The sequence below is a fragment of the Burkholderia multivorans ATCC BAA-247 genome, from assembly GCF_000959525.1.
GTDB classification, from domain to species: domain Bacteria; phylum Pseudomonadota; class Gammaproteobacteria; order Burkholderiales; family Burkholderiaceae; genus Burkholderia; species Burkholderia multivorans.
This window is the reverse complement of sequence record NZ_CP009832.1, coordinates 1,340,289-1,360,714: the sequence shown is the minus strand read 5'-3', so window position 1 is coordinate 1,360,714 and position 20,426 is coordinate 1,340,289. Positions and strand designations below refer to the sequence as shown.

The 20,426-nt window shown below is 65.9% G+C and carries 16 protein-coding genes and 3 pseudogenes; 3 read left to right on the top strand and 16 right to left on the bottom strand.

Going from position 1 to position 20,426, the window contains the following annotated elements; all coding sequences use genetic code 11:
• Positions 1-266: 266 nt before the first annotated feature.
• Entirely contained in the window at positions 267-2,009 is a 1,743-nt protein-coding gene (cdpA, locus tag NP80_RS18830; protein ID WP_193788453.1) for a cyclic di-GMP phosphodiesterase CdpA, read from the top strand.
• Between the two features lie 18 nt (positions 2,010-2,027).
• Positions 2,028-3,527: an HDOD domain-containing protein gene (locus NP80_RS18825; RefSeq protein WP_006407549.1), complete on the top strand. Its 1,500-nt coding sequence runs from the start codon at positions 2,028-2,030 to the stop codon at positions 3,525-3,527.
• A 69-nt stretch (positions 3,528-3,596) separates the two neighbouring features.
• On the opposite strand, the gene NP80_RS18820 is transcribed toward NP80_RS18825, so the two are convergent.
• The 11 genes and pseudogenes from NP80_RS18820 to NP80_RS18770 all read right to left on the bottom strand — a co-directional run bounded on the left by NP80_RS18820 (position 3,597) and on the right by NP80_RS18770 (position 15,124).
• The gene (locus NP80_RS18820) at positions 3,597-4,391 is read right to left on the bottom strand and encodes an ABC transporter substrate-binding protein (protein WP_006412196.1); all 795 of its coding nucleotides are present in this window, start codon (positions 4,389-4,391) and stop codon (positions 3,597-3,599) included.
• Between the two features lie 264 nt (positions 4,392-4,655).
• Complete coding sequence (gene astE, locus NP80_RS18815) at positions 4,656-5,705, bottom strand: succinylglutamate desuccinylase (protein ID WP_006407550.1); 1,050 nt, start codon at positions 5,703-5,705, stop codon at positions 4,656-4,658.
• A complete protein-coding gene (astB, locus tag NP80_RS18810; RefSeq protein ID WP_006401204.1) occupies positions 5,689-7,029 on the bottom strand; it encodes an N-succinylarginine dihydrolase in 1,341 nt (446 codons plus the stop codon). Before astB ends, astE begins: the two co-directional genes overlap by 17 nt.
• A 14-nt stretch (positions 7,030-7,043) precedes the next feature.
• Positions 7,044-8,507: a succinylglutamate-semialdehyde dehydrogenase gene (gene astD, locus NP80_RS18805; protein ID WP_006401205.1), complete on the bottom strand. Its 1,464-nt coding sequence runs from the start codon at positions 8,505-8,507 to the stop codon at positions 7,044-7,046.
• 7 nt (positions 8,508-8,514) lie between these two features.
• Positions 8,515-9,561 carry an arginine N-succinyltransferase gene (gene astA / locus NP80_RS18800; RefSeq protein ID WP_006407551.1) on the bottom strand — a complete coding sequence of 349 codons (1,047 nt, stop codon included), beginning with the start codon at positions 9,559-9,561 and terminating at the stop codon, positions 8,515-8,517.
• A complete protein-coding gene (gene aruF / locus NP80_RS18795; protein WP_006401207.1) occupies positions 9,558-10,610 on the bottom strand; it encodes an arginine/ornithine succinyltransferase subunit alpha in 1,053 nt (350 codons plus the stop codon). Before aruF ends, astA begins: the two co-directional genes overlap by 4 nt.
• 32 nt (positions 10,611-10,642) lie before the next feature.
• Complete coding sequence (locus NP80_RS18790) at positions 10,643-11,875, bottom strand: aspartate aminotransferase family protein (protein ID WP_006407552.1); 1,233 nt, start codon at positions 11,873-11,875, stop codon at positions 10,643-10,645.
• A gap of 426 nt (positions 11,876-12,301) precedes the next feature.
• Positions 12,302-12,562 (bottom strand): annotated as a pseudogene (locus tag NP80_RS29920) (transposase); the annotation flags it as partial.
• A gap of 28 nt (positions 12,563-12,590) precedes the next feature.
• Positions 12,591-12,896 (bottom strand): annotated as a pseudogene (locus tag NP80_RS18780) (transposase); the annotation flags it as partial.
• A 52-nt stretch (positions 12,897-12,948) separates the two neighbouring features.
• Positions 12,949-13,824 (bottom strand): annotated as a pseudogene (locus NP80_RS18775) (integrase core domain-containing protein); the annotation flags it as partial.
• Between the two features lie 40 nt (positions 13,825-13,864).
• Entirely contained in the window at positions 13,865-15,124 is a 1,260-nt protein-coding gene (locus NP80_RS18770) for an IS256 family transposase (RefSeq protein WP_006408677.1), read from the bottom strand.
• A gap of 539 nt (positions 15,125-15,663) precedes the next feature.
• Between NP80_RS18770 and NP80_RS18765 the strand changes: the two genes are divergently transcribed.
• Complete coding sequence (locus NP80_RS18765; protein WP_035489330.1) at positions 15,664-16,002, top strand: hypothetical protein; 339 nt, start codon at positions 15,664-15,666, stop codon at positions 16,000-16,002.
• A 215-nt stretch (positions 16,003-16,217) separates the two neighbouring features.
• On the opposite strand, the gene NP80_RS18760 is transcribed toward NP80_RS18765, so the two are convergent.
• From NP80_RS18760 to NP80_RS18740, 5 genes are all read right to left on the bottom strand, one after another.
• Positions 16,218-17,258 (bottom strand): GlxA family transcriptional regulator, encoded by a 1,041-nt coding sequence (locus NP80_RS18760; RefSeq protein WP_006408165.1) that lies wholly within the window; start codon positions 17,256-17,258, stop codon positions 16,218-16,220.
• A gap of 20 nt (positions 17,259-17,278) precedes the next feature.
• On the bottom strand, positions 17,279-18,079 hold the full coding sequence (locus NP80_RS18755) for an ABC transporter ATP-binding protein (protein ID WP_006401213.1): 801 nt from the start codon (positions 18,077-18,079) through the stop codon (positions 17,279-17,281).
• Between the two features lie 21 nt (positions 18,080-18,100).
• Positions 18,101-18,814 (bottom strand): ABC transporter permease, encoded by a 714-nt coding sequence (locus NP80_RS18750; protein WP_006401214.1) that lies wholly within the window; start codon positions 18,812-18,814, stop codon positions 18,101-18,103.
• The gene (locus NP80_RS18745; protein ID WP_012467549.1) at positions 18,811-19,500 is read right to left on the bottom strand and encodes an ABC transporter permease; all 690 of its coding nucleotides are present in this window, start codon (positions 19,498-19,500) and stop codon (positions 18,811-18,813) included. The genes NP80_RS18750 and NP80_RS18745 overlap by 4 nt, the downstream gene beginning before the upstream one ends.
• Before the next feature lie 323 nt (positions 19,501-19,823).
• Complete coding sequence (locus tag NP80_RS18740; protein WP_006408162.1) at positions 19,824-20,381, bottom strand: hypothetical protein; 558 nt, start codon at positions 20,379-20,381, stop codon at positions 19,824-19,826.
• Between the last annotated feature and the right edge of the window lie 45 nt (positions 20,382-20,426).

Genomic DNA, 20,426 nt, shown 5'->3' with positions numbered 1-20,426 from the left:
CGTCCTCATTTCTTATAAAGTCAGCCTCGTTGCAGCATGCGCCCGCGTTCGCTTGCCGAACCCGGCGCCCGCCCGGCCCGCGCAGCGCGCCGGCCGGTCCGTTAAAGATTCCTCGCAGTCTGCCGTTATTCCTCCCGGACAACCGGTTCCAGCCCTTCACGTCAGCGAGAAACATGGAAGCCAACAGGAAACAGACGCCGCGCAAGGGCCCCTGGCGCAGCGCATTGCATACGCTGCGCCGCTTCGCCTGGTCGGGCGGCGCGCTGATGCCTGCGCGCGCCGGCGCACCGCGTCGCGACGATACCGTGCGCAACTGGCTGGAACAGACGGTCGGCACGGTCGATTTCCTCGCCCACGTCGATCGCGAGCTGCGCTTCCTCTACGTGTCGGAAGCGAGCCTGCGCTTCATCGGCTATCACCGCGACTATCTGCACACGCTGACGCTGCGCGACCTGATCGCCGAACAGGATACCGCGGCGCTCGAAGACCTGCTTGCGCGCGCCGCGCGCTCCGGGCAGGTCGAGAAGGCGACGATGAGCATCGTGAAGTCGCTGACCTACCCGCTCGACGTCGAGCTGCGCGCCGTGAAGAGCCGCCACCACGGCGTCGAAGGCTTCGCGATAGCCGCGTTCGACATCTCGTCGTGGCGCGCGCTCGAGGCGCGGCTCACGTATGAAATGCATCACGATCCGATGACGGGGCTCGACAACCTGTCGGCGCTCGTCCCCGCGCTGATCCGCGCGCAGCAGACGGCCGACGACGAAGGCACGTGCGCGGCGCTGCTGCTGCTCGATCTCGACGATTATCAGCGGATCAACCGCGCGCTCGGCTACGACGCGGGCGACGCGCTGCTGCGCGAGACCGCCCGGCGGCTGCGTACGCTCGTCGCGCCCGACGAATTGCTCGCGCGCGTCGCGAGCGACAAGTTCGCGGTCGTGCTCGCCGCGCCGGACCGCACGCGCGCGTGCGACGCGGCCGACGCGCTCGCGCGGCGGCTGCAGGCCGCGGTGCGCGAGCCGTACACGTACCACGGGCAACCGGTGCATCTTTCAGCAAGCATCGGCATCGCGCTGTATCCGGACGAGCGCGCGGCGCCGCATCGCGCGCAGCACCACAGTCCGCTGCTGCGCCGCGCCGATCACGCGCTCGCGCAGGCGAAGGCGTCGGGCGGCAATGCGCTCGCGTTCCATGCGCCGGTCGACGATCCGGCCGACGCCGAACGGCTGAAGCTCGAAGCCGATCTCTACGACGGCGTGCGCAACGGCGAATTCTCGCTGCATTTCCAGCCGATCACGCGCAGCCAGTCCGGTGCGGTGGTCGGCGTCGAGGCGCTGATCCGCTGGCGCCACCCCGTTCACGGGCTCGTGCCGCCGGCGACCTTCATTCCGCTCGCCGAATCGATCGGGCTCATCAACTATCTCGGCAACTGGGTGCTGAAGGCCGCCTGCATGCAGCTCGTCGCGTGGGATCGGCAGGGGCTCGCGCTGCAGTACGTCGCGGTCAACGTGTCGCCGCAGCAGTTTCGCGATCCGCGCTTCACGCAAAGCGTGCGCGATGCGATCGCGCTGACCGGCATCGATCCGCGGCGCATCGTGCTCGAGATCACCGAAAGCCTGCTGATGCACGATCCCGCGCATGCCAAGGGGCTGCTCGAGGAGCTGACCGAGCTCGGCATCCGCTTCGCGATCGACGATTTCGGCACCGGCTATTCGAGTCTCGCGTATCTGCAGCGCTTCCCGCTCGCGAAGCTGAAGATCGACCGCAGCTTCGTCGAGAACCTGCTGACCTCGCGCAACGATCGCGCGATCGTGTCGGCCGTCGTCGGGCTCGCGCAGACGCTCGAGCTCGAACTCGTCGCCGAAGGCGTCGAGACCGAAGCGCAGCGCGCCCTGCTGACCGAAATGGGCTGCAACCACATCCAGGGCTGGCTCGTCTGTCAGGCGCTGCCGTCCGAGGAGCTCGCGCGCCGCTTCGCGGCGCAGCAGCTGCACCTGCACGCGGCGGCCTGACGGGCCGGACGGATGCGTATGTCAATTACCGAACGCCTGGCCCCGACCGCGCTGCTCGACAAGCTGTGGGCGCGGATGAACGAACGCGGCGACTTCCCGCTGCTGTCGGAGTCGCTGCGCACGACGATGGCCGCGATGAAGAACGACGATCTCGACTTCACGGCGCTCGTGCGCGTCGTGCTGTCGGATTTCGCACTGACGCAGAAGGTGCTGCGGCTCGCGAACTCCGCGATGTACATGGCGTTCGGCGGCAACATCACGACCGTCACGCGCGCGCTGATGGTGCTCGGGATGGACGCGGTCGGCCATCTCGTCGTCGGGCTGAAGCTCGTCGATCACTTCCATCAGAGCACGCCGCGCCGCATCGACGCGAAGCTCGAACTGAACCGCGCGCTGCTGTCAGGCTGCGTCGCGCGCAAGCTGACCGAACACGTCGAGCTGCGCGCGGGCGAGGAAGCGGTCGTCTGCACGCTGATGCGCCAGGTCGGCAAGCTGCTCGTGGTCTGCTATCTCGATCAGGAATGGGACCGCATTCGTCGGCGGGCGGCCGAGCTGCACGGCGACGAAACGGCCGCGTGCATCGACGTGCTCGGTGTCGGCTTCGACGAGATCGGACTCGAGGCCGCCGCCCGCTGGCGCCTGCCCGACATGATCTGCGCGGGCATGGCGAACGACGATTGCGCGGGCGACGACGAATCGCGCGACGACGATCGCGACGCCGACGACACGGCCCTCGCCGGCAGCGACGCGGACGACGGGCATGCGCAATGGCTGCGCGCGGTGAGCCGCTGCTCGACCGACGTCGCGAGCGCGCTCGCGATGCCGGAAGGCCCGCAGCGCGACGCGCGCATCGGCACGCTCGCGCAGCACTACGCGCCGATCCTCGACATGCCGTCCGGCGCGCTCGTCGAGATCGCCGAGCAGCTCGCGCACGAGGAAGCGAGCGACACCGTGATGCGCGAGATCGTCGAGCTGCGCGCGAATGCGGATGCGATCGCGCGCGCGCAGACGGAGCCGGAAGCGTGCCTCGAAGCGGGCCTCGCCGACCTGCGCGCGCTGCCGTCCGAGCACGTGCTGACGCCGGTGCTCGCGCTCGCGTCCGAAAGCCTGCTCGCGGGCCTCGCGTTCACGCGCACCGTCATGTTCGTGCGGCACGACGACGGCACGTTTGCTGCGCGTCTCGGCTTCGGTCCGGACGTCGATGCGGTGCTCGACCGGCTGCGCTTCGACGAACGCTTCGAGCCCGACGTGTTCCATCTCGCGATCACGAATTCGGTCGGCATCTTCATCGAGCACGCGCAGGAGCCGAAGATGCTGCGCCGGCTGCCCGCGTGGTATCTCGACGCGTTCGACGACACGCACTCGTTCGTGCTGCTGCCGGTGCGCGCCGGCGGCTCGACGGTCGCGCTGCTGTACGGCGACTGGGCCGGCGCGCAGCCCGCGCGCAAGATCACGCAGCAGGAGATGAGCGTGCTCAACGAGCTTGCGCGCGAACTGAGCCGGTTCTTCCCCGCGTAGCGGCCGCCCCAAAGCAAACCGGCCGCATCGTGCGGCCGGCTGGCGAAAAGCGACGGAATCGAAACGCGCTTACTTGAGCGTGACGGGCACGCTGAAGTACTTCTTCGCGAGCGAGTCGATCGTGCCGTCGGCCTTCAGTTCCTTCAGCGCCTGATCGAGCGCGGTCTTCAGCGCCGCGTCGTTCTTGCGCAGGCCGAAGCCGACGCCCGAGCCGAGAATCTCGGCATCGCTGACGGTGCCGCCCGCGAACGCGAAGCCCTGGCCTTGCGGCTTCGACAGGAAGCCCTTCGCGCCCGCTTCCGAATCCTGGAACGTCGCGTCGAGACGGCCCGACTTCAGGTCGGCGTAGGCGAGATCCTGCGTCTGGTACGGCACGACTTCGACACCGGCCGGCGCCCACTTCTTCTTCGCGTACGCTTCCTGGATCGTGCCCTGCAGCACGCCGACGCGCTTGCCCTTCAGCGATTGCGGCGTCGGCTGCAGGCCGCTGCCCTGCTTCGCGATCAGCTGGTTCGGGATCGTGTAGATCGGATCGGTGAAGGCGATCGCGTGCTTGCGCTGATCGGTGATCGTCATGTCCGAGTTGATCGCGTCGAACTTGCGCGCCTGCAGCGCGGGGATCAGGCCGTCGAAGTCGTTCTCGACCCACACGCACTTCGCCTTCAGCTTCGCGCACACCGCGTTGCCGATGTCGATGTCGAAGCCGGTCAGCTTGCCGTCGGGCGTCTTGTATTCGAACGGCGCATACGAGGCTTCGACGCCGAACCGGATCTCCTTCAGATCCGCCGCAACCGCGCTGCCTGCCGCTACCGCCGATGCCGCCACTACCGCCTGCGCGGCCACTTTACGCCAATCCAACTTCATCAGGTGTTCTCCTCGATACTCGAATGTTCCGGAACTACGGGCGCATGCATCATTGCAGGGCCGGATGACGACGGCAACCGCGACGACGCGCCGTGATGCGGCGCAACAGCCGCAAGGCCGCGATTGTACCAATCCGCGCGGCCCGCACCGCAAAGCGGCCGTGCTGCATCGCGCGCGCGGCGCCCCCATGCACGCGCACGAAAGCCGCAAGACGATGTCGCAAACAGGCAAGCTCGCGGTGCCGGCGCGGCGCCGACCGGCCCGTCAAACGAGCGCGGCCAGCGTGTCGCGCGTCGTATCGACGACGAGCAGCCCCGCGCGCAGGCCGGGCTTCACCGACGGATTCGGAAACACGATGCGCTCCTCGTCGTGCCGCACCGTGTAGCGGTAATCGCCGTCCTGCGCGAGCACCGTGCCGCGCGCGAACGCGGTGAAGTTCGCGACGTCGGGAGCGACGAACAGCTCGAGCGCGTCGCTCTGTTTCGTGATCTGGTCGATCACCGTGAACACGCGCGGCAGCGGCGCGTCGGCGTCGCGCGGCGCGCCCGACACGAGCCGGCGCACCGCGCGGTCGGCCGGCGCGAAGCGCGCGAGATCGTTCTGCCCGAACGGGCGCACCTTGCCGAGTTCGAGCGTGCACGCCAGTGCGCCGCAGTGTTCGGCCGTGAAGTGCGAATACGTATTGCCCTTCGCGGTATGCAGCAGCACGGCCGCGATGCGCGCGTCGCCGAGCCATTCGACCATCGCGCGCGACGGCGGCGTCCCCGTATGCGGCAGCAGCGCGAACTGCTCGAAGACCGAGGCGCGGATCGCCGTATGCATGTCGATGTGCCAGCGTGCGCCATGCGGGGACGAGCCGGCGAAGAACGTGCGCGCGGCCGCCTCGAGCTGCGCGGCGCGCGGCGCCTCCCGGCTCGCCGGCAACTGTGCATGCCGGCCGCTGAACAGCCGGTTCAGGTCGTCGTCGAGATAGCGCTCGCCCGCGCGCATCGCCGGTACGTTGCCGAGCACGACGAGCAGCCGGCACGCGAGCGGCAGCGCGCCCGTGCCGACGTCGCGCACGAGCATCGACAACAGCTCGATCGGCGCGGTCTCGTCGCCGTGCACGCCCGCCGACACGAGCACGCTCGCACGCGCCGCGTCGCTCGCCGCCGGTTCGAACGCGAGCAGCCCGTCGCCGAGCCAGTGCCAGCGCACCGCGCCGCCCGCGCACATGCCGTCGTGCGCGGCCGGCGCGCGGCCGGCGAGCGTTGCCGCGAGGAAGTCGCCGAGCAGCGCGTCGGCGGCGATGCGGGCCTCAGCGCTGGAAGTCATACAGCGACCCGACGCGCAGGATCTGCGTGAGCTCGTCGAGCGCCGTGCGCGACTCGACGAGCAGCGCCGGATCGGCGAGATCGTCCGGCGCGAGGCGATCGCGGTAGTGCTTTTCGATCCACGCGTCGAGCGCCGTGAACAGTGTGTCGTCGATCCATACGTTCGACGTGACGGCCGCACGTTCCGCGTCGGTCAGCACGACGCGCAGACGCAGGCACGCGGGACCGCCGCCGTTCTTCATGCTTTCGCGCAGGTCGAACACCAGGACGTCGCGGATCGGGCCGTTGCCGGCCGCCAGCTGGTCGAGATAGGCGGCGACGTTCGCGTTCTCGCGGCATTCCTGCGGCACGACGAGCACCTGCGAGCCGTCCCCGCGCGACAGCAGCTGGCTGTTGAACAGATACGACGTGACCGCGTCGTTGACGCTCACGGCCGCATCGGGCACCTCGATCACGTTCAGGCGTGCGCCGCGCGCGTCGAGCGCGGCCGTCAGCGTGTCGTAGATCGCCTGCTTGTTGACGAACGCGCGCTCGTGCGTGAACAGCGTGTCGCGGTTGCCGACCGAGATCACGTCGTTGTGGAACACGCCCGCATCGATCACGTCCGGATCCTGCTGCGCATAGACGGTCGCCTCTTCCGCGAGCCCGTGACGCTGCGCAACCGCGCGGCTCGCCTCGAACGTCTGGCGCGCCGGGTAGCGCTTCGGCTCCGGCCCGCGACGGTATTCGGAGCGGCCGTACACGAAGAACTCGACGCCCGGCTTGCCGTATTCCGCGCAAAAGCGCGTGTGGTTCGCCGCGCCTTCGTCGCCGAGCGCGGGTGTGCCGGTCAGCGCATCGTGCACGGCGAAGTGCGCGCGATCGGCGAACAGCGTCGACAGCGTACGGCGCGTCGCTTCGTGCTCGATCGCGCGATGCAGCTTGCTGCACAGGTTCGCCGGCGTGAAGTGCACGCGGCCGTCTGCGGTATCGGCCGACGGGCTGACGGTGGCCGCGTTCGCGGTCCACATCGCCGAGGCCGAGCTCGCGGCGGCGAGCAGCTCCGGCGCCTGCTTCGCGGCTTTCGCGATCACGTCGGCGTCCTTGCCGGAGAAACCGAGCTCGCGCAGCAGGCGCAGCGACGGCCGCTCCTGCGGCGGCAGCACGCCCTGTGCAAAGCCGAGATCGGCGAGCTGCTTCATCTTGCGCAGCCCCTGCTTCGCGGCCGCCTTCGGATTCGCGACGGACTTCTCGTTGTTCAGCGACGCCACGTTGCCGAACGACAGCCCGGCGTAGTTGTGGGTCGGGCCGACGAGTCCGTCGAAATTGGCTTCTTGTGCGTTCATCGTCGTTCCCTCGATCAGAAGTGCAGGCCCGGCGACAGGCTCGCGGGCAGAGTCAGTTGCGCGCTTTCCACCGACGCCATCGGATACGCGCAGTAGTCGGCCGCGTAGTACGCGCTCGGACGGTGGTTGCCGGAGCGCCCCGTGCCGCCGAACGGCGCGGCCGACGATGCGCCGTTGGTCGGCCGGTTCCAGTTGACGATCCCCGCACGAATCGTGCGGCGGAAGTGCTCCCAGGCGCGCGCGTCGTCGGCGAGCAGGCCGGCCGACAGCCCGAACGCGGTGTCGTTCGCGCGTGCGATCGCTTCGTCGAAATCCGCATAGCGGACGATCTGCGCGAGCGGGCCGAAGTGCTCTTCGTCGGGCAGGTTCGCGACGTTCGTCACGTCGAGGATCGCCGCGTTGACGAAGCCGAGCCGCGGATCGCGCTGCTTCATCGCGATGATCGGCTGCGCGCCCTGCTCGATCAGCCGCGACTGTGCGTCGACGAGCTTCGCGGCCGCGCGTGCCGAGATCACCGCGCCCATGAACGGCTGCGGATCGGCGTCGAACACGTCGGCCGTGATCTTCGACGTGACGTCGACGAAGCGGGCGAGGAAGCGGTCGCCGAACGCGCCCCGCGGCACGAAGATGCGGCGCGCGCACGTGCAGCGCTGGCCGGCCGACAGGAACGCCGACTGGATCGTATGATGCACGGCCGCGTCGATGTCCTCGACTTCGCCGATCACGAGCGGGTTGTTGCCGCCCATCTCGAGCGCGAGCACGATCTCCGGACGGCCGCCGAACTGCTTGTGCAGCAGCGTGCCGGTGTCCGAGCTGCCGGTGAAGAACAGCCCGTCGATCTGCCGGTGATTCGCGAGCGCGATGCCCGTGTCCTTCTCGCCCTGCACGAGATTCAGCACGCCGGCCGGCAGGCCCGCGTCCTTCCAGACCTCGACGGTTGCCTGCGCGACGCCCGGCGCGAGCTCGGACGGCTTGAACACGACCGTGTTGCCCGCGATCAGCGCGGGCACGATATGGCCGTTCGGCAAGTGGCCGGGGAAGTTGTACGGGCCGAACACCGCAACGACGCCGTGCGGACGATGACGCAGCACGGCAACGCCGTCGGCCATGTCCTGGCGCTTCTCGCCCGTGCGTTCCTGATAGGCCTGGATCGAGATACCGACCTTCGCGGCCATCGCCGCGACTTCGGTACGCGCTTCCCAGAGCGGCTTGCCGGTCTCGCGGCCGATCGCGGCGGCGAGCGCTTCCTTGCGCTCGTTGAGCAGCGCCGCGAAGCGTTTTGCGATCGCGCAGCGCGATTCGAAATCGAGCGCCGACCACTCGGCGAACGCGCGGCGCGCGCTCATGACCGCGCGATCGACGTCCGCGGCGGACGCGCTCGCGCCCTGCCACGCGATCTCGTCGGTGCCCGGATTGCGCGAAGCGAACGCGGGGCCCGAGCCGGCGACCCAGGCGCCGTCGATGAAGAGTTCCGTCATGATTCGTTTATCCCTGTTTGGCTTTGAGCGGCAGCACGCGCACCGGATCGCCGGCCTTCACGCGCAGCGCGGCGGCATCGTCGGCGGACAGCACGAACGCGCCGTTCGCGGCGACGCCCGGCGCGACGCCGACGCGGAAGTCGGCGAGCGACGTATTCGACACGAGCGATTTCGGCGCGTGGCCGTCCTGCGTATCGTCGCCCGCGTTCGGCACGCCGATCGCGACCGGCACGACGACGCTCTCGCGCACCGTGCGCAGGTCGTTGATGTGGCATTCGAGCACGGGGCCTGCGTCGAAGATGTCGACGTGGTTCTGATAGCGCAGCCCTTCCGCCTCGAGCATCTTGCGGGCGGGCAGCGTGTCGCGATGCGTGAGGCCGACCGCGTCCTGCGCGTCCTGCGGCAGCAGGTCGACGTACACCGGATAGCGCGGCATCAGTTCCGCGAGGAACGACTTGCGGCCGTGCGAGCTCAGGTAGTCGGCCGCATTGAAATCGATCTGATAGAAATGCGAACCGACCGCGCGCCAGAACGGCGACGTGCCGTCCTCGTCGAAGTGGCCGCGCAGTTCCGCGCAGATGCGCTCCGGAAAGCGGTCGCGGAACTGCGCGATGAACATGAAGCGCGAGCGCGACAGCAGGCCGCCGACGCCGCCCGTCCGATAGCGCGGGCTCAGGAACAGCGAGCACACTTCCGCGTAGCCCGTGAGGTCGTGCGAGATGTTCAGCGCGGACATGCGCGTCCACACGCCGAGCTCCTGGCTCGCGTGCACGACGGTGCTCACGCGGTAGTTGTAGAACGGCTGCTCGAGCCCGACCTGCGATTCGATCCCGCACACGCCCGCGATGTCGCCCGTCTGCGAGTCTTCCATCACGAAGAAGTAGCCGGCTTCGGCCGGTGCGGCCTGTCCGGCCAGCGTGCGGCGCGAGCGCTCGATGCGCGCGGCCAGCGCGTCGCGGTCGGGCTTGAACGTGGTCAGGCCCGGCCCGGTTTCCTGCGCGAGCGACACGAGCGCGTCGACGTCGCCCGTTTGTACGACCCGAACGACGATCATGCTGCGTCTCCCTTCATCTCTTCATCGTCGCGGCGATGCAGCGGCACGCAGCGCACGACATCGCCATCCTTCACATCGAGCGCCGCGCGCACGTCGCCCGACAGCGGCGCATGTGCGGCATCGGCCGGCAGGTCCGCGAGCACGCAGCGGAACGACTCGCCGCTGCCGGACGACACCATGTACGCGACGTCGCCCTGCTCGCGCGCCGCTTCGCGCACGACGCGCTCGCTGCCGTGCCGCACGCACGCGGTGCGGTCGACCTGCGCCGTCAGCACCGGGCCTGCGTCGAAGATGTCGACGAAGCGGTCGGGCTCGAAGCCTTCCTCGAGATGGATGTCGTACGCGAGCAGTGCGCTTTCGTTCGGCTCGCCGAGCACACGCTGCGCGGCTTCCGGCAGCAGCGGCACGTAAAGCGGGTATGCCGGCATCACTTCCGCGATGAACGTGCGGCTGCGGCCGCCCGACGCGATGTCCACGTCGGTGAAATCGCGGCCGAAGAACTTGCGGCCCACCGCTTCCCAGAACGGCGACGCGCCGTTTTCGTCGCTGACGCCGAGCAGCAGCGTGAACACTTCCGGCGTGAAGCGCCGGCGATTCGCGGCGATGTACATCATGCGCGCACGCGAGATCAGGTGTGCAGCCGCGTCGCCGCGCAGCGACGGATCGACGTAGAAGCCGGCCAGGCGGCTCTTGCCGGTGAGTTCGTGCGACATCGTCAGCGCGTGGATCTTGCGGTTCACGTGCAGCTCGCGCGACGCGTGAATCAGTGCGTCGTTGCGAAACGCGTAGAACGGCTCCGAGTAGCCGGCGGCGGCCACGATGCTCGCCGTGCCGAGCAGCTTGCCGGTTGCCGAATCCTCGAGCACGAACAGATAGAACTCTTCGCCGGCGAAATCGACGTCCGCGCGAAACGAGTCCTCGGAGAGCGCGACGCGCGCTTCGAGCGCCGCGCGATCGTGCGGCAGCGAGTGCAGGACCGGCTGCGCGGTGCGCGCCATGTGCGCGAGCGCATCGAGATCCGTGAGTTTGCCGGGGCGAACAAATAGCATCGTCGTTCCTGTTCTGCGGTGGGCGCGCGGGATCAGCGCGCGGTGGCTTCCTGCGTCGCGAGCACTTGCTCGACGGCCTTCTCGAAGCGCTTCACGCCTTCGTCGAGCAGATCGAACGGAATCACGAGCGACGGCACGAAGCGCAGTACGTTCGGGCCCGCGATCAGCATGATGAGGCCTTGTTCGGCGGCGGCATTCACGAAGTCCTTCGCGCGGCCTTCGAAGGCGGCCGTGAGTTCGGCGCCGACGAGCAGGCCTTTGCCGCGCACGTCCTTGAAGATGCCGAAGCGTGCATTGACGCGCTCGAGCGCGCCTTTCAGGCGCACGCTGCGTTCGCGCACGCCTTCGAGCAGGGCCGGCTCGCTGATCAGTTCGACGACCTTGTCGGCGATAGCCGAGGCGAGCGGGTTGCCGCCGTACGTCGTGCCGTGCACGCCGACCTTGAAGTGGGCGGCAAGCGCGTTCGTCGTCAGCATCGCGCCGATCGGGAAACCGTTGCCGAGCGCTTTCGCGGTCGTCAGGATGTCGGGCGTGACGCCCGTGTCCATGTACGCGTAGAACTGGCCCGTGCGGCCGACGCCCGTTTGCACTTCGTCGAAGATCAGCAGTGCGTCGTTGGCGTCGCAGGCTTCGCGCAGGGCCTTGAGGAAGGCCGGATCGGCCGGGATCACGCCGCCTTCGCCCTGCACGGGCTCGACGATCACGGCGCAGGTTTGCGGGCCGATCGCGGCTTTGGCGGCTTCGATGTCGTTGTACGGCAGATGCTTGATGCCGGCCGGCACGGGGCCGAAGCCTTCCGAGTATTTCGGCTGGCCGCCGACGCTGACCGTGAAGAACGTGCGGCCGTGGAACGACTGCACGAACGAGACGATTTCGAATTTGTCGGCGCCGTGGCGATCGAACGCGACGCGGCGCGCGAGCTTCAGTGCGGCTTCGTTCGCTTCGGCGCCCGAGTTGGCGAAGAACGCGCGATCGGCGAACGTCAGCGACTCGAGGCGCTTGGCGAGGCGCAGGACCGGCTCGTTCGTGTAGCCGTTGCCGATGTGCCAGAGCTTGCGGCCTTGCTCGTCGAGCACCTTCAGCAGTTCAGGATGGCCGTGGCCGAGCGACGTGACCGCGATCCCGCAGGCGAAGTCGATGTATTCGCGGCCGTCGGTGTCCCACACGCGCGAGCCCTCCGCGCGATCCGGCACGAACGGGGCGGGGGAAAACACCGGCACCATCACTTCGTCGAAAGTCTGGCGGGTCACGGTCGGGGTCGTCATGGTCGTTCCTTTCGGTTTCGTAAGAGGGTTCAACAGGATCAAGTTTAGGTAAGGGTGACGCAAGCGTCTTGCGGAATTGCGACGGGTTCTATCGGAAGCGGATAGTGCGGGGTATTTTGCCCTCTCGGGCTGGGGGGGTGTGGTTTTGTTCGTATTTTTGGGGCGGTTTTTTGTGGGGTTTGGGTGGTGCGCCTGCGTTGGGCGTGAAGCACCTGTCATCGTGTCGGTCTATTAGCGTCGCCCCTGCGCGGGGCGGCGGTTACTTTTCTTTGTCTTGCCAAAGAAAAGTAACCAAAAGAAAGGCGCTGTGAAAACGCAAGACTTCCCGGTGCCATGGTCGCCGGAGTGGTTCCGCAATGGGGAAGAATCGCGAATTTCACGTTTGAGGGAGGTATCCGGAATTCCGTGTGTGAGGCGGGTTGAGATTCAGATTCCAATGTTGAATCGTTCCGGGTAAAGCAGCGCGAACTGGGTCATCGCGCTCTTCCAATCGTGCCGGGAACCGGTCCACTTGGCCACGACGTTGCGCAGCGCCAGCCAGATCAGTTTGAGCGCGGCCTCGTCCGACGGGAAGTGACCGCGCGCCTTGATGATCTTTCGAAGCTGCATATGCAGCGACTCGATCGCGTTGGTCGTATATACAATTTTCCGGATGTCGGGCGCGAAGGCGTAGAACGGAGGTATCCGGAATTCCGTGTGTGAGGCGGGTTGAGATTCAGATTCCAATGTTGAATCGTTCCGGGTAAAGCAGCGCGAACTGAGTCATCGCGCTCTTCCAATCGTGCCGAGAGCCGGTCCACTTGGCCACGACGTTGCGCAGCGCCAGCCAGATCAGTTTGAGCGCGGCCTCGTCCGACGGGAAGTGGCCGCGCGCCTTGATGATCTTTCGAAGCTGCATGTGCAGCGACTCGATCGCGTTGGTCGTATATACAATTTTCCGGATGTCAGGCGCGAAGGCGTAGAACGGAATCACCTGATCCCAGGCCCGGCGCCAGAGCGCCGCAATCGGTGGGTATTTCTGTATTAGCCGGGACTTGATCTGACAGGTAGTCGGGCCGACAAAGAACGAGTCATCAATGGGGGATGAGTTTCTCCTTGGCGAGATCGAGCGAATCGAGGAAAGTGCGCATCGGCGTCTTGCCGTAACACCAGCGCCCCTGATGCTCTCGTTCATTGTTGTACTGGTCGAGCCACGCATCAAGGTCCGTCTGCAAGGTGGCGATCGAGTCGTAGATCTTCTTGCGGAAGACGATGCGATAGAACTCGTTGAGCATGGTCTTGTGCAGCCGTTCGACGATCCCGTTGGTTTGCGGCGACTTGGCCTTTGTCCGGGTGTGGTCGATGTCCTCCAAGGCCAGATACAGCTCGTATTCGTGATGCTCGGGGTTGCCGCAGTATTCGGTGCCGCGGTCTGTCAGCACGCGTAGCAACGGAATGCCGAAGCCATCGAAGAACGGGACAACGCGATCGTTGAGCAGGTCCGCCGCCGGCAAGGGCGTCTTGCGATCGTAGAGCTTGGCGAACGCAACCTTCGAGTAGGTATCGACGAAAGTCTGCTGGTAGACACGGCCGACGCCCTTGAGGCTGCCGACATAGAACGTATCCTGCGCGCCGCAGTAGCCCGGACATTCGGACTCGAATTCGCCGTGCACTTCCTTCTCGTGCTTGGCTCGTTCGAGCGCGACGAGCTGCGCCTCGGTCAGCACCAACCCCTCCTGGGCGGACTTGGCTTCCAAGGCCTTCAGGCGCTTCGGCATGGTCTCGAGATCGTGGCGCAACCAGATGCTACGGACGCCTTGGGGCGAGACGGACAGCGCATGCCGTTTGAGGACCTCGTTGGCGATACGCACCTGACCGTAGGCTGGCAATTCGAGGGCCAGTTCGACAACGGCGGCCTCGACCTGCGGATCCACGCGGTTCTTGAGCAGCGGCCGGTGGTGGGAAATCTCCGGAGGTATCCGGAATTCCGTGTGTGAGGCGGGTTGAGATTCAGACTCCAATGTTGAATCGTTCCGGGTAAAGCAGCGCGAACTGGGTCATCGCGCTCTTCCAATCGTGCCGAGAGCCGGTCCACTTGGCCACGACGTTGCGCAGCGCCAGCCAGATCAGTTTGAGCGCGGCCTCGTCCGACGGGAAGTGGCCGCGCGCCTTGATGATCTTTCGAAGCTGCATGTGCAGCGACTCGATCGCGTTGGTCGTATATACAATTTTCCGGATGTCAGGCGCGAAGGCGTAGAACGGAATCACCTGATCCCAGGCCCGGCGCCAGAGCGCGGCAATCGGAGGGTATTTCGTACTCCACGGGCTCGTATCGAACGCGTCCAGCGCCACGGCGGCCGCTTCGGCCGACGGTGCCCGATAGACCTCCTTGAGCGCCGCTGCGACCGATTTCCTGTCTTTCCAGCTGGCAAAGTCCAGCGAGTTCCGGATCAGATGCACGATGCAGGTCTGGACCGTCGTTTCCGGGAACACCGTGTTGATCGCTTCGGGGAAGCCCTTCAGGCCGTCGACCACGGCGATCAGGATGTCCTGCACGCCGCGCAGCTTCAGGTCGTTCACCACCCGCAGCCAGAACTTGGCGCCCTCGGTCTGCTCGATCCAAAGGCCGAGCACGTCACGTGTGCCGTCGCGGCGCACGCCCAGCGCCAGGTAGATCGCCTTGTTGCGCACCACGCCTTCGTCGCGGATCTTGACTCGCAAGGCATCGAAGAACACGACCGGGTACATCGGCTCGAGCGGTCGCTGCTGCCATTCGCGCACTTCGTCGATCACGGCATCAGTCACCGTGCTGATGAAGTCCGGCGACACCTCGATGCCATACATGTCCAGCAGGAAGCCCTGAATCTCCCGCACGCTCATGCCGCGTGCGTACATCGCAATGATCTTGTCGTCGAAGCCTGTGAAGCGTCGCTCGCCCTTGGCGATCAGTACCGGATCAAAGGTGCCTTCGCGGTCGCGCGGAATCTCGACGTCGAGCAGGTCATTGTCGGTTGCGATGCGCTTGCGGCTGGTGCCGTTGCGATGGTTCGTGCGGCCTACCGGCTTGGCTTCGCCCTTCTCGTAGCCCAGGTGGTGGGTCAGTTCGCCGCCCAGCGCGCGCTCGAATATCGCCTTCTTCAGGGCCGCGAATTGCTCGTTGATCGAAGCCCGATCCAGCGTTCCGGGCACCAGTTGCTTGATGAGTTCCGGGTCCAGGTTCAAGCCCTTGCCCGGTTCTACCGGCACTTCTTCCTTGCGTTTGCGTGGCATAACGTGGCTCCTTGGCCATCAGTTTATGCCTCATACACAAAAGTTCGGATAGGCTCCGCCAATGTGGCTCCCCTCGTCTGCTCAATTCAAAGGCCGAGCACATCGCGCGTGCCGTGGCGGCGCACACGACCGACTACATCGGCTCGAGCGGGTCCTTATGCCATTCGCGCACTTCGTCGATCACCGCGGCCCAACCTTCTCGTAGTCCAGATGATCGGCCGGCTCGCCAACCGGTGCGCAGTTGAAGATCGCCCGTCCGGGTGGCGCGATCCCGGACGATATCGAGATGGGCCCTGCCGCCACGCGACTACGATTGAAACTTTTCGAGCGGGACCAAACATGAATAGACGAATTGCAATCGTCGGCGAGAGTCTTTCAGACGGCGGAACAGTCAACGCACATGTGGGGGCCCCGCTTCCGGTCGTATCGATCTCTGGAACAAAGACACGCTCGCGCCTTCGCTCCTGCCCTCCCGGCAGCGACGAAGACTGGTTTCCGGATCTATCGAATTCGAAAGAGATTCTCTTTTGGGAAGTGAAATGAAGCGTATGTTCCTGGCGGTTCTAGGTATTGCGTGGGGCTTGTTCGTCACATGGGCGTCAATCTATGCGGCGAATCATATTCACTGGCCCGAGGTGAACTCACACGCAACCGGATGCAACGATTTGGAGCACTGCGCACCGCATGCGAGATTCGTCGTCGAATTGCTTGCGTCGCTCCTGTGGCCGGCCATCGCGTTCGGTGTGCTGAACGTCCTGGCTTATCGACGATGGTCGGGTCGTAGGTGGTCTCTCGCTTTCGGCGCTGCGACGCTGCTGGCGATTCTGTTCTATGTCGCCCCCTACGCCCTGCCTGCATCGGGGCTTGTGCGTGAGTAAGACCGCGCCAAGGCAAAGCCAGTGAGTCCGCTACCGCGCGGTCCGGCCGTTAGTACTCACAGCGCCTTTCTTTTGGTTACTTTTCTTTGGCAAGACAAAGAAAAGTAACCGCCGCCCCGCGCAGGGACGACGCTAATAGACCGACACGACGACAGGTGCTTCAAGCCCAACGCAGGCGCACCACCCGCAAGCCAACGCGCACGCCCCCGAAGCCCTCAATCCTTCCCGCGCTCGACGAGCGCCCCCGCCCGTGGTTCACTGCCGCCGCCCGTCTGCTTCTCGAGCCAGGCCCGCCGATCCTCCCGCGGCGTCACCCCGAACCGCTCCCGATACGCATTGGAAAAGTGCGCGGCCGAAGAAAACCCGCATGCGAGGCTGACTTGAACGACGGACTTGCTGGTCCGCTGCAATTGAGTCCGCGCCTTGAGCAACCGTAGATTGAGGTAGTACTTCGAAGGCATCGCGCCGAGATACTGCCGAAAGAGCCGCTCGAGCTGCCGCCGCGACACACCGACCAATCCCGCGATTTCATCGGTCGTCAGCGGATCCTCGATATTCGCTTCCATCAGCAGCAACGCATCGTTGAGCCGAGGATGCCGCTCGCCCGGCGCAGTCACGAACGGAATCCGCTGTCGCTCCTCGCCGCTGCGCAGCGTACCGGCCCCGAGCGCATCGGCAATCCGCTCCGACAGCTCCGGCCCATGCTCGCGGCCGATCATCGCCAGCATGAAATCGACAGTCGCCTGCCCGCCGGCACACGTCGCCCGATCGCGATCGATCTCGAAGATCTGCTGCGTGACGATCGATCGCTCGAACTGCTCGGCAAACTGCTGATACGTCTCCCAGTTCACGCTCACGCGATAGCCGGACAACTGCCCCGCCATCGCGAGCCACCACACGCCATGGTGAATCCCGCTCACGAGCGGCGTGCGCTGCCCAACCCGCGCCAGACTCGCGAGAAACAGCCGGTAATCGGCAAACTGCTGAAAGCGCTCCGAAATCACGATCAGCCAGTCGCACGCAATCGCATCGTTGAACGCCGCATCGGCATGCCATTGCGCACCGCCGGCAAGCGGCACCGGCCGCCCGTCCCACGAACACACCTGCCACCGGTACAGCAGCCGCCCGTCGATCTCGTTCGCCAGATGCAGCGCATCGACGATCGGACCCACGCCCGACATCGACACGGGCGGCAATGCAACGATCGCCACCTGCGTCGTGCGGGTGGCGCCTGCGGAACGAGACACCGGTACCACGAAGCGAACCTGCGCGCGCGTTACTTCAGACTGCCCGACAGGAACTGCTTCAGGCGCTCGCTCTGCGGCCGCACCAGCACCTCCTTCGGATCGCCCTCTTCCTCCGTACGCCCCTGATGCAGGAACATCACGTGGTTCGAGACGTTGCGCGCGAAGCCCATCTCATGCGTGACGACGATCATCGTGCGACCTTCCTCGGCGAGCTTCTGCATCACCTTCAGCACTTCACCGACGAGCTCCGGATCGAGCGCGGAAGTCGGCTCGTCGAACAGCATCACGTCGGGGTGCATCGCGAGCGCGCGCGCGATCGCGACACGCTGCTGCTGACCGCCCGACAGATGCGACGGATACTGCTTCTCGACGCGCGGCGCGAGACCGACCTTCTCGAGATAGGTGCGCGCACGCTCCTCGGCTTCCTTCTTCGAAATGCCGAGCACGTGCACGGGCGCTTCCATCACGTTCTCGAGCACGTTCATGTGCGCCCACAGATTGAAGTGCTGGAACACCATCGCAAGCTTCGTGCGAATGCGCTGCAGCTGCTTGTGATCGGCCACCTCGAGTGCGCCGGTCTTGTCGGCCTTCGTGCGCACGGCCTCGCCGTCGACGACGATCTGCCCCGCATTCGGCCGCTCGAGGAAATTGATGCAGCGCAGGAACGTGCTCTTGCCCGAGCCGCTCGCGCCGATGATGCTGATGACGTCGCCCGCCTTCGCGTTCAGCGACACGCCCTTGAGCACCTCGTTGTCGCCGTAGCGCTTGTGAATGTCGACCGCGGCAAGCTTCACGGAAGCGGACGCGCTCGTTTGAGTGATCTCGGCCAACTGGCTCTCCTCGAAGTGAAATCAATGACGGCCGGCCGCGAGATACGCGAGCCAGTGGCGCTCCGCACGGCGAAACGCCGCGACGAGTGCGAACGATACCGCAAGATAGATCAGCGCGGCGATCCCGAACGACTGGAACGCCATGTACGTCGCCGAATTCGCGTCGCGCGCGACCTTCAGGATGTCGGGCACGGTGGCCGTAAACGCGACGGTCGTCGCATGCAGCATCAGGATCACCTCGTTGCTGTACAACGGCAGCGCGCGACGCAGCGCTGACGGCAGGATCACGCGGCGGTACATCGTGAACGGCGTCATCCCGTACGCCCGCGCGGCTTCGACCTCGCCGTGCGGAATCGCGCGGATCGCACCGGCGAAGATCTCGGTCGTGTACGCGCAGGTGTTCAGCGCGAACGCGAGAATCGCGCAGTTGAAGCCGCTCCTGAAAAACGCATCGAGCAGCGAGTGCGAACGCACGAACTCGAGGCTGTACATGCCCGTGTACATCAGCAGCAGCTGCACGTAGAGCGGCGTGCCGCGAAACACGTAGGTGTAGAACCGCACCGGCATCGACACCCACTTCTTCTTCGACACGCGCGCGACCGCGAGCGGTACCGCACACACGAAGCCGAGCGAAATCGACGCAACGAGCAGCCACAGCGTCACCGCAAGGCCGGAGAGGCGCTGGCCGTCCCAGTAAAGGAACGCCTTGCCGAATTCCTGAAGGATCTCGATCATAGTTCTGCGTGCCGCACGCCCATGGAATAACGCTTCTCGAGCTGGATCAGCACGAGGTTGGAAACGGTCGTGATCGCCAGATAGATCAGCGCCGCGACGAGGATGAAGAAGAACATGTTGAACGTGCTCTTGCCGGCGTCCTGCGCGGCCTTCACGACGTCCGCGAGGCCGATGATCGACACCAGCGCGGTCGCCTTCACGAGCACCTGCCAGTTGTTGCCGATCCCCGGCAGCGCAAAGCGCATCATCTGCGGAAACAGGATGCGCACGAACACGCGCGCACCGCTCATCCCGTACGCGGCGCCCGCCTCGAGCTGGCCGCGCGGCACCGCGAGGAACGCACCGCGAAACGTTTCGGTGAAGTACGCGCCGTAGATGAAGCCGAGCGTCAGCACGCCCGCGACGAACGGATCGATGTCGATCTGGGTCCAGCCGACCAGGTCGGTGAACTGGTTCAGCCAGATCTGGATGCTGTAGAACAGCAGCAGCATCAGAACGAGATCGGGCACCGAGCGAATCAGCGTCGTATAACCGGTCGCGATCGCTCGCAGCACCCGATTGTGCGACAGCTTCGCCACCGCGCCGATCAGCCCCAGCGCCACCGCAGTGGCGAGCGACAGCACCGACAGCTCGATGGTCTGCACGGTGCCGGCCCACAGGACGGGACCAAAGCCGTAAAGGAACACGCGCGTCTCCTGGATCTTGGAATCAATGCCGGCGCGAATCCCTTCCCGCACCGTGCTGACGCGGATAGTCGCAAGCGAAATTGATTGCCTCAAACCACCCTGCGCACGCCTGCTGCATCGCAGCAATTCGGCAGCCGGTTTGGGCGCGCCGCCTATCTCACTGTTTCAAAAGGAAAAAAGCCGCTTCCTGACAGCGACATAACGGGCCGCGAAGCGGACTTTTTGCAATTTTTCGGTCGCTTTTTCGATATAGCGGACGGCAGCGCAAAACCGGTCGACGCGGCCGGCCGAGCGGCGCCCGTGCGCCGACGCCGGGCGTGCGCTCAGCGGCCTTTCAGAATGTCGGAGCGCGACGTCGTATAGACGAGCCCGTCCGGACCGAAATGGACGTTGAAGAATGCGTCGGTGTTCACGCCGTCCTCGAGCCAGCGCCAGCTCCAGACCGTCTCGGGCTTCAGCGGATACTGCGCGACCTCGCCCGGCTTGCCGAGCAGCCGCCGCACTTCGTCCACGGTCATTCCCGGGCGCACCTTCGCGAAGTTCTCGGCGGTCAGCACCTGCGTCGCACCCGTGTAGCGGCCGTTCGGATCGAGATCGACGAACCACGTCTGATTGCCCATCGGGCCGCGCGGATATTCGAGCCGCTTCGAGCCGTCGGTGAACGTCCGCTCGATGTCGGGCTTGCCCATCGTCGCGCGCACGTCGGCCTCGGTCGACTCGCCGACCTTCAGCCCTTTGAGCAGCAAGGGCGCCGGTTTGATCGCGTTGAAGAAGTCCCTGATACGTTGCACGTCGAGATTGCCTTGCTTGTCGTCGCAGCCCGCGAGCGCGAGCGCAGCGGCCAGCACGGTCACGGGAAGCAGCCGGAAACGAAAAATCATCGGAAGAAACGCCGGTCGAGAAAACACGCGGCAAGCATACCCGTG

What these genes read in the sequence shown, in the direction of transcription:
- cdpA (WP_193788453.1), top strand. Translation starts at nt 267, where the DNA reads ATGCCTGCGCGCGCCGGCGCACCGCGTCGCGACGATACCGTGCGCAAC.
- NP80_RS18825 (WP_006407549.1), top strand. Translation starts at nt 2,028, where the DNA reads ATGTCAATTACCGAACGCCTGGCCCCGACCGCGCTGCTCGACAAGCTG.
- NP80_RS18820 (WP_006412196.1), bottom strand. Translation starts at nt 4,391, where the DNA reads ATGAAGTTGGATTGGCGTAAAGTGGCCGCGCAGGCGGTAGTGGCGGCA.
- astE (WP_006407550.1), bottom strand. Translation starts at nt 5,705, where the DNA reads ATGACTTCCAGCGCTGAGGCCCGCATCGCCGCCGACGCGCTGCTCGGC.
- astB (WP_006401204.1), bottom strand. Translation starts at nt 7,029, where the DNA reads ATGAACGCACAAGAAGCCAATTTCGACGGACTCGTCGGCCCGACCCAC.
- astD (WP_006401205.1), bottom strand. Translation starts at nt 8,507, where the DNA reads ATGACGGAACTCTTCATCGACGGCGCCTGGGTCGCCGGCTCGGGCCCC.
- astA (WP_006407551.1), bottom strand. Translation starts at nt 9,561, where the DNA reads ATGATCGTCGTTCGGGTCGTACAAACGGGCGACGTCGACGCGCTCGTG.
- aruF (WP_006401207.1), bottom strand. Translation starts at nt 10,610, where the DNA reads ATGCTATTTGTTCGCCCCGGCAAACTCACGGATCTCGATGCGCTCGCG.
- NP80_RS18790 (WP_006407552.1), bottom strand. Translation starts at nt 11,875, where the DNA reads ATGACGACCCCGACCGTGACCCGCCAGACTTTCGACGAAGTGATGGTG.
- NP80_RS18770 (WP_006408677.1), bottom strand. Translation starts at nt 15,124, where the DNA reads ATGCCACGCAAACGCAAGGAAGAAGTGCCGGTAGAACCGGGCAAGGGC.
- NP80_RS18765 (WP_035489330.1), top strand. Translation starts at nt 15,664, where the DNA reads ATGAAGCGTATGTTCCTGGCGGTTCTAGGTATTGCGTGGGGCTTGTTC.
- NP80_RS18750 (WP_006401214.1), bottom strand. Translation starts at nt 18,814, where the DNA reads ATGATCGAGATCCTTCAGGAATTCGGCAAGGCGTTCCTTTACTGGGAC.
- NP80_RS18740 (WP_006408162.1), bottom strand. Translation starts at nt 20,381, where the DNA reads ATGATTTTTCGTTTCCGGCTGCTTCCCGTGACCGTGCTGGCCGCTGCG.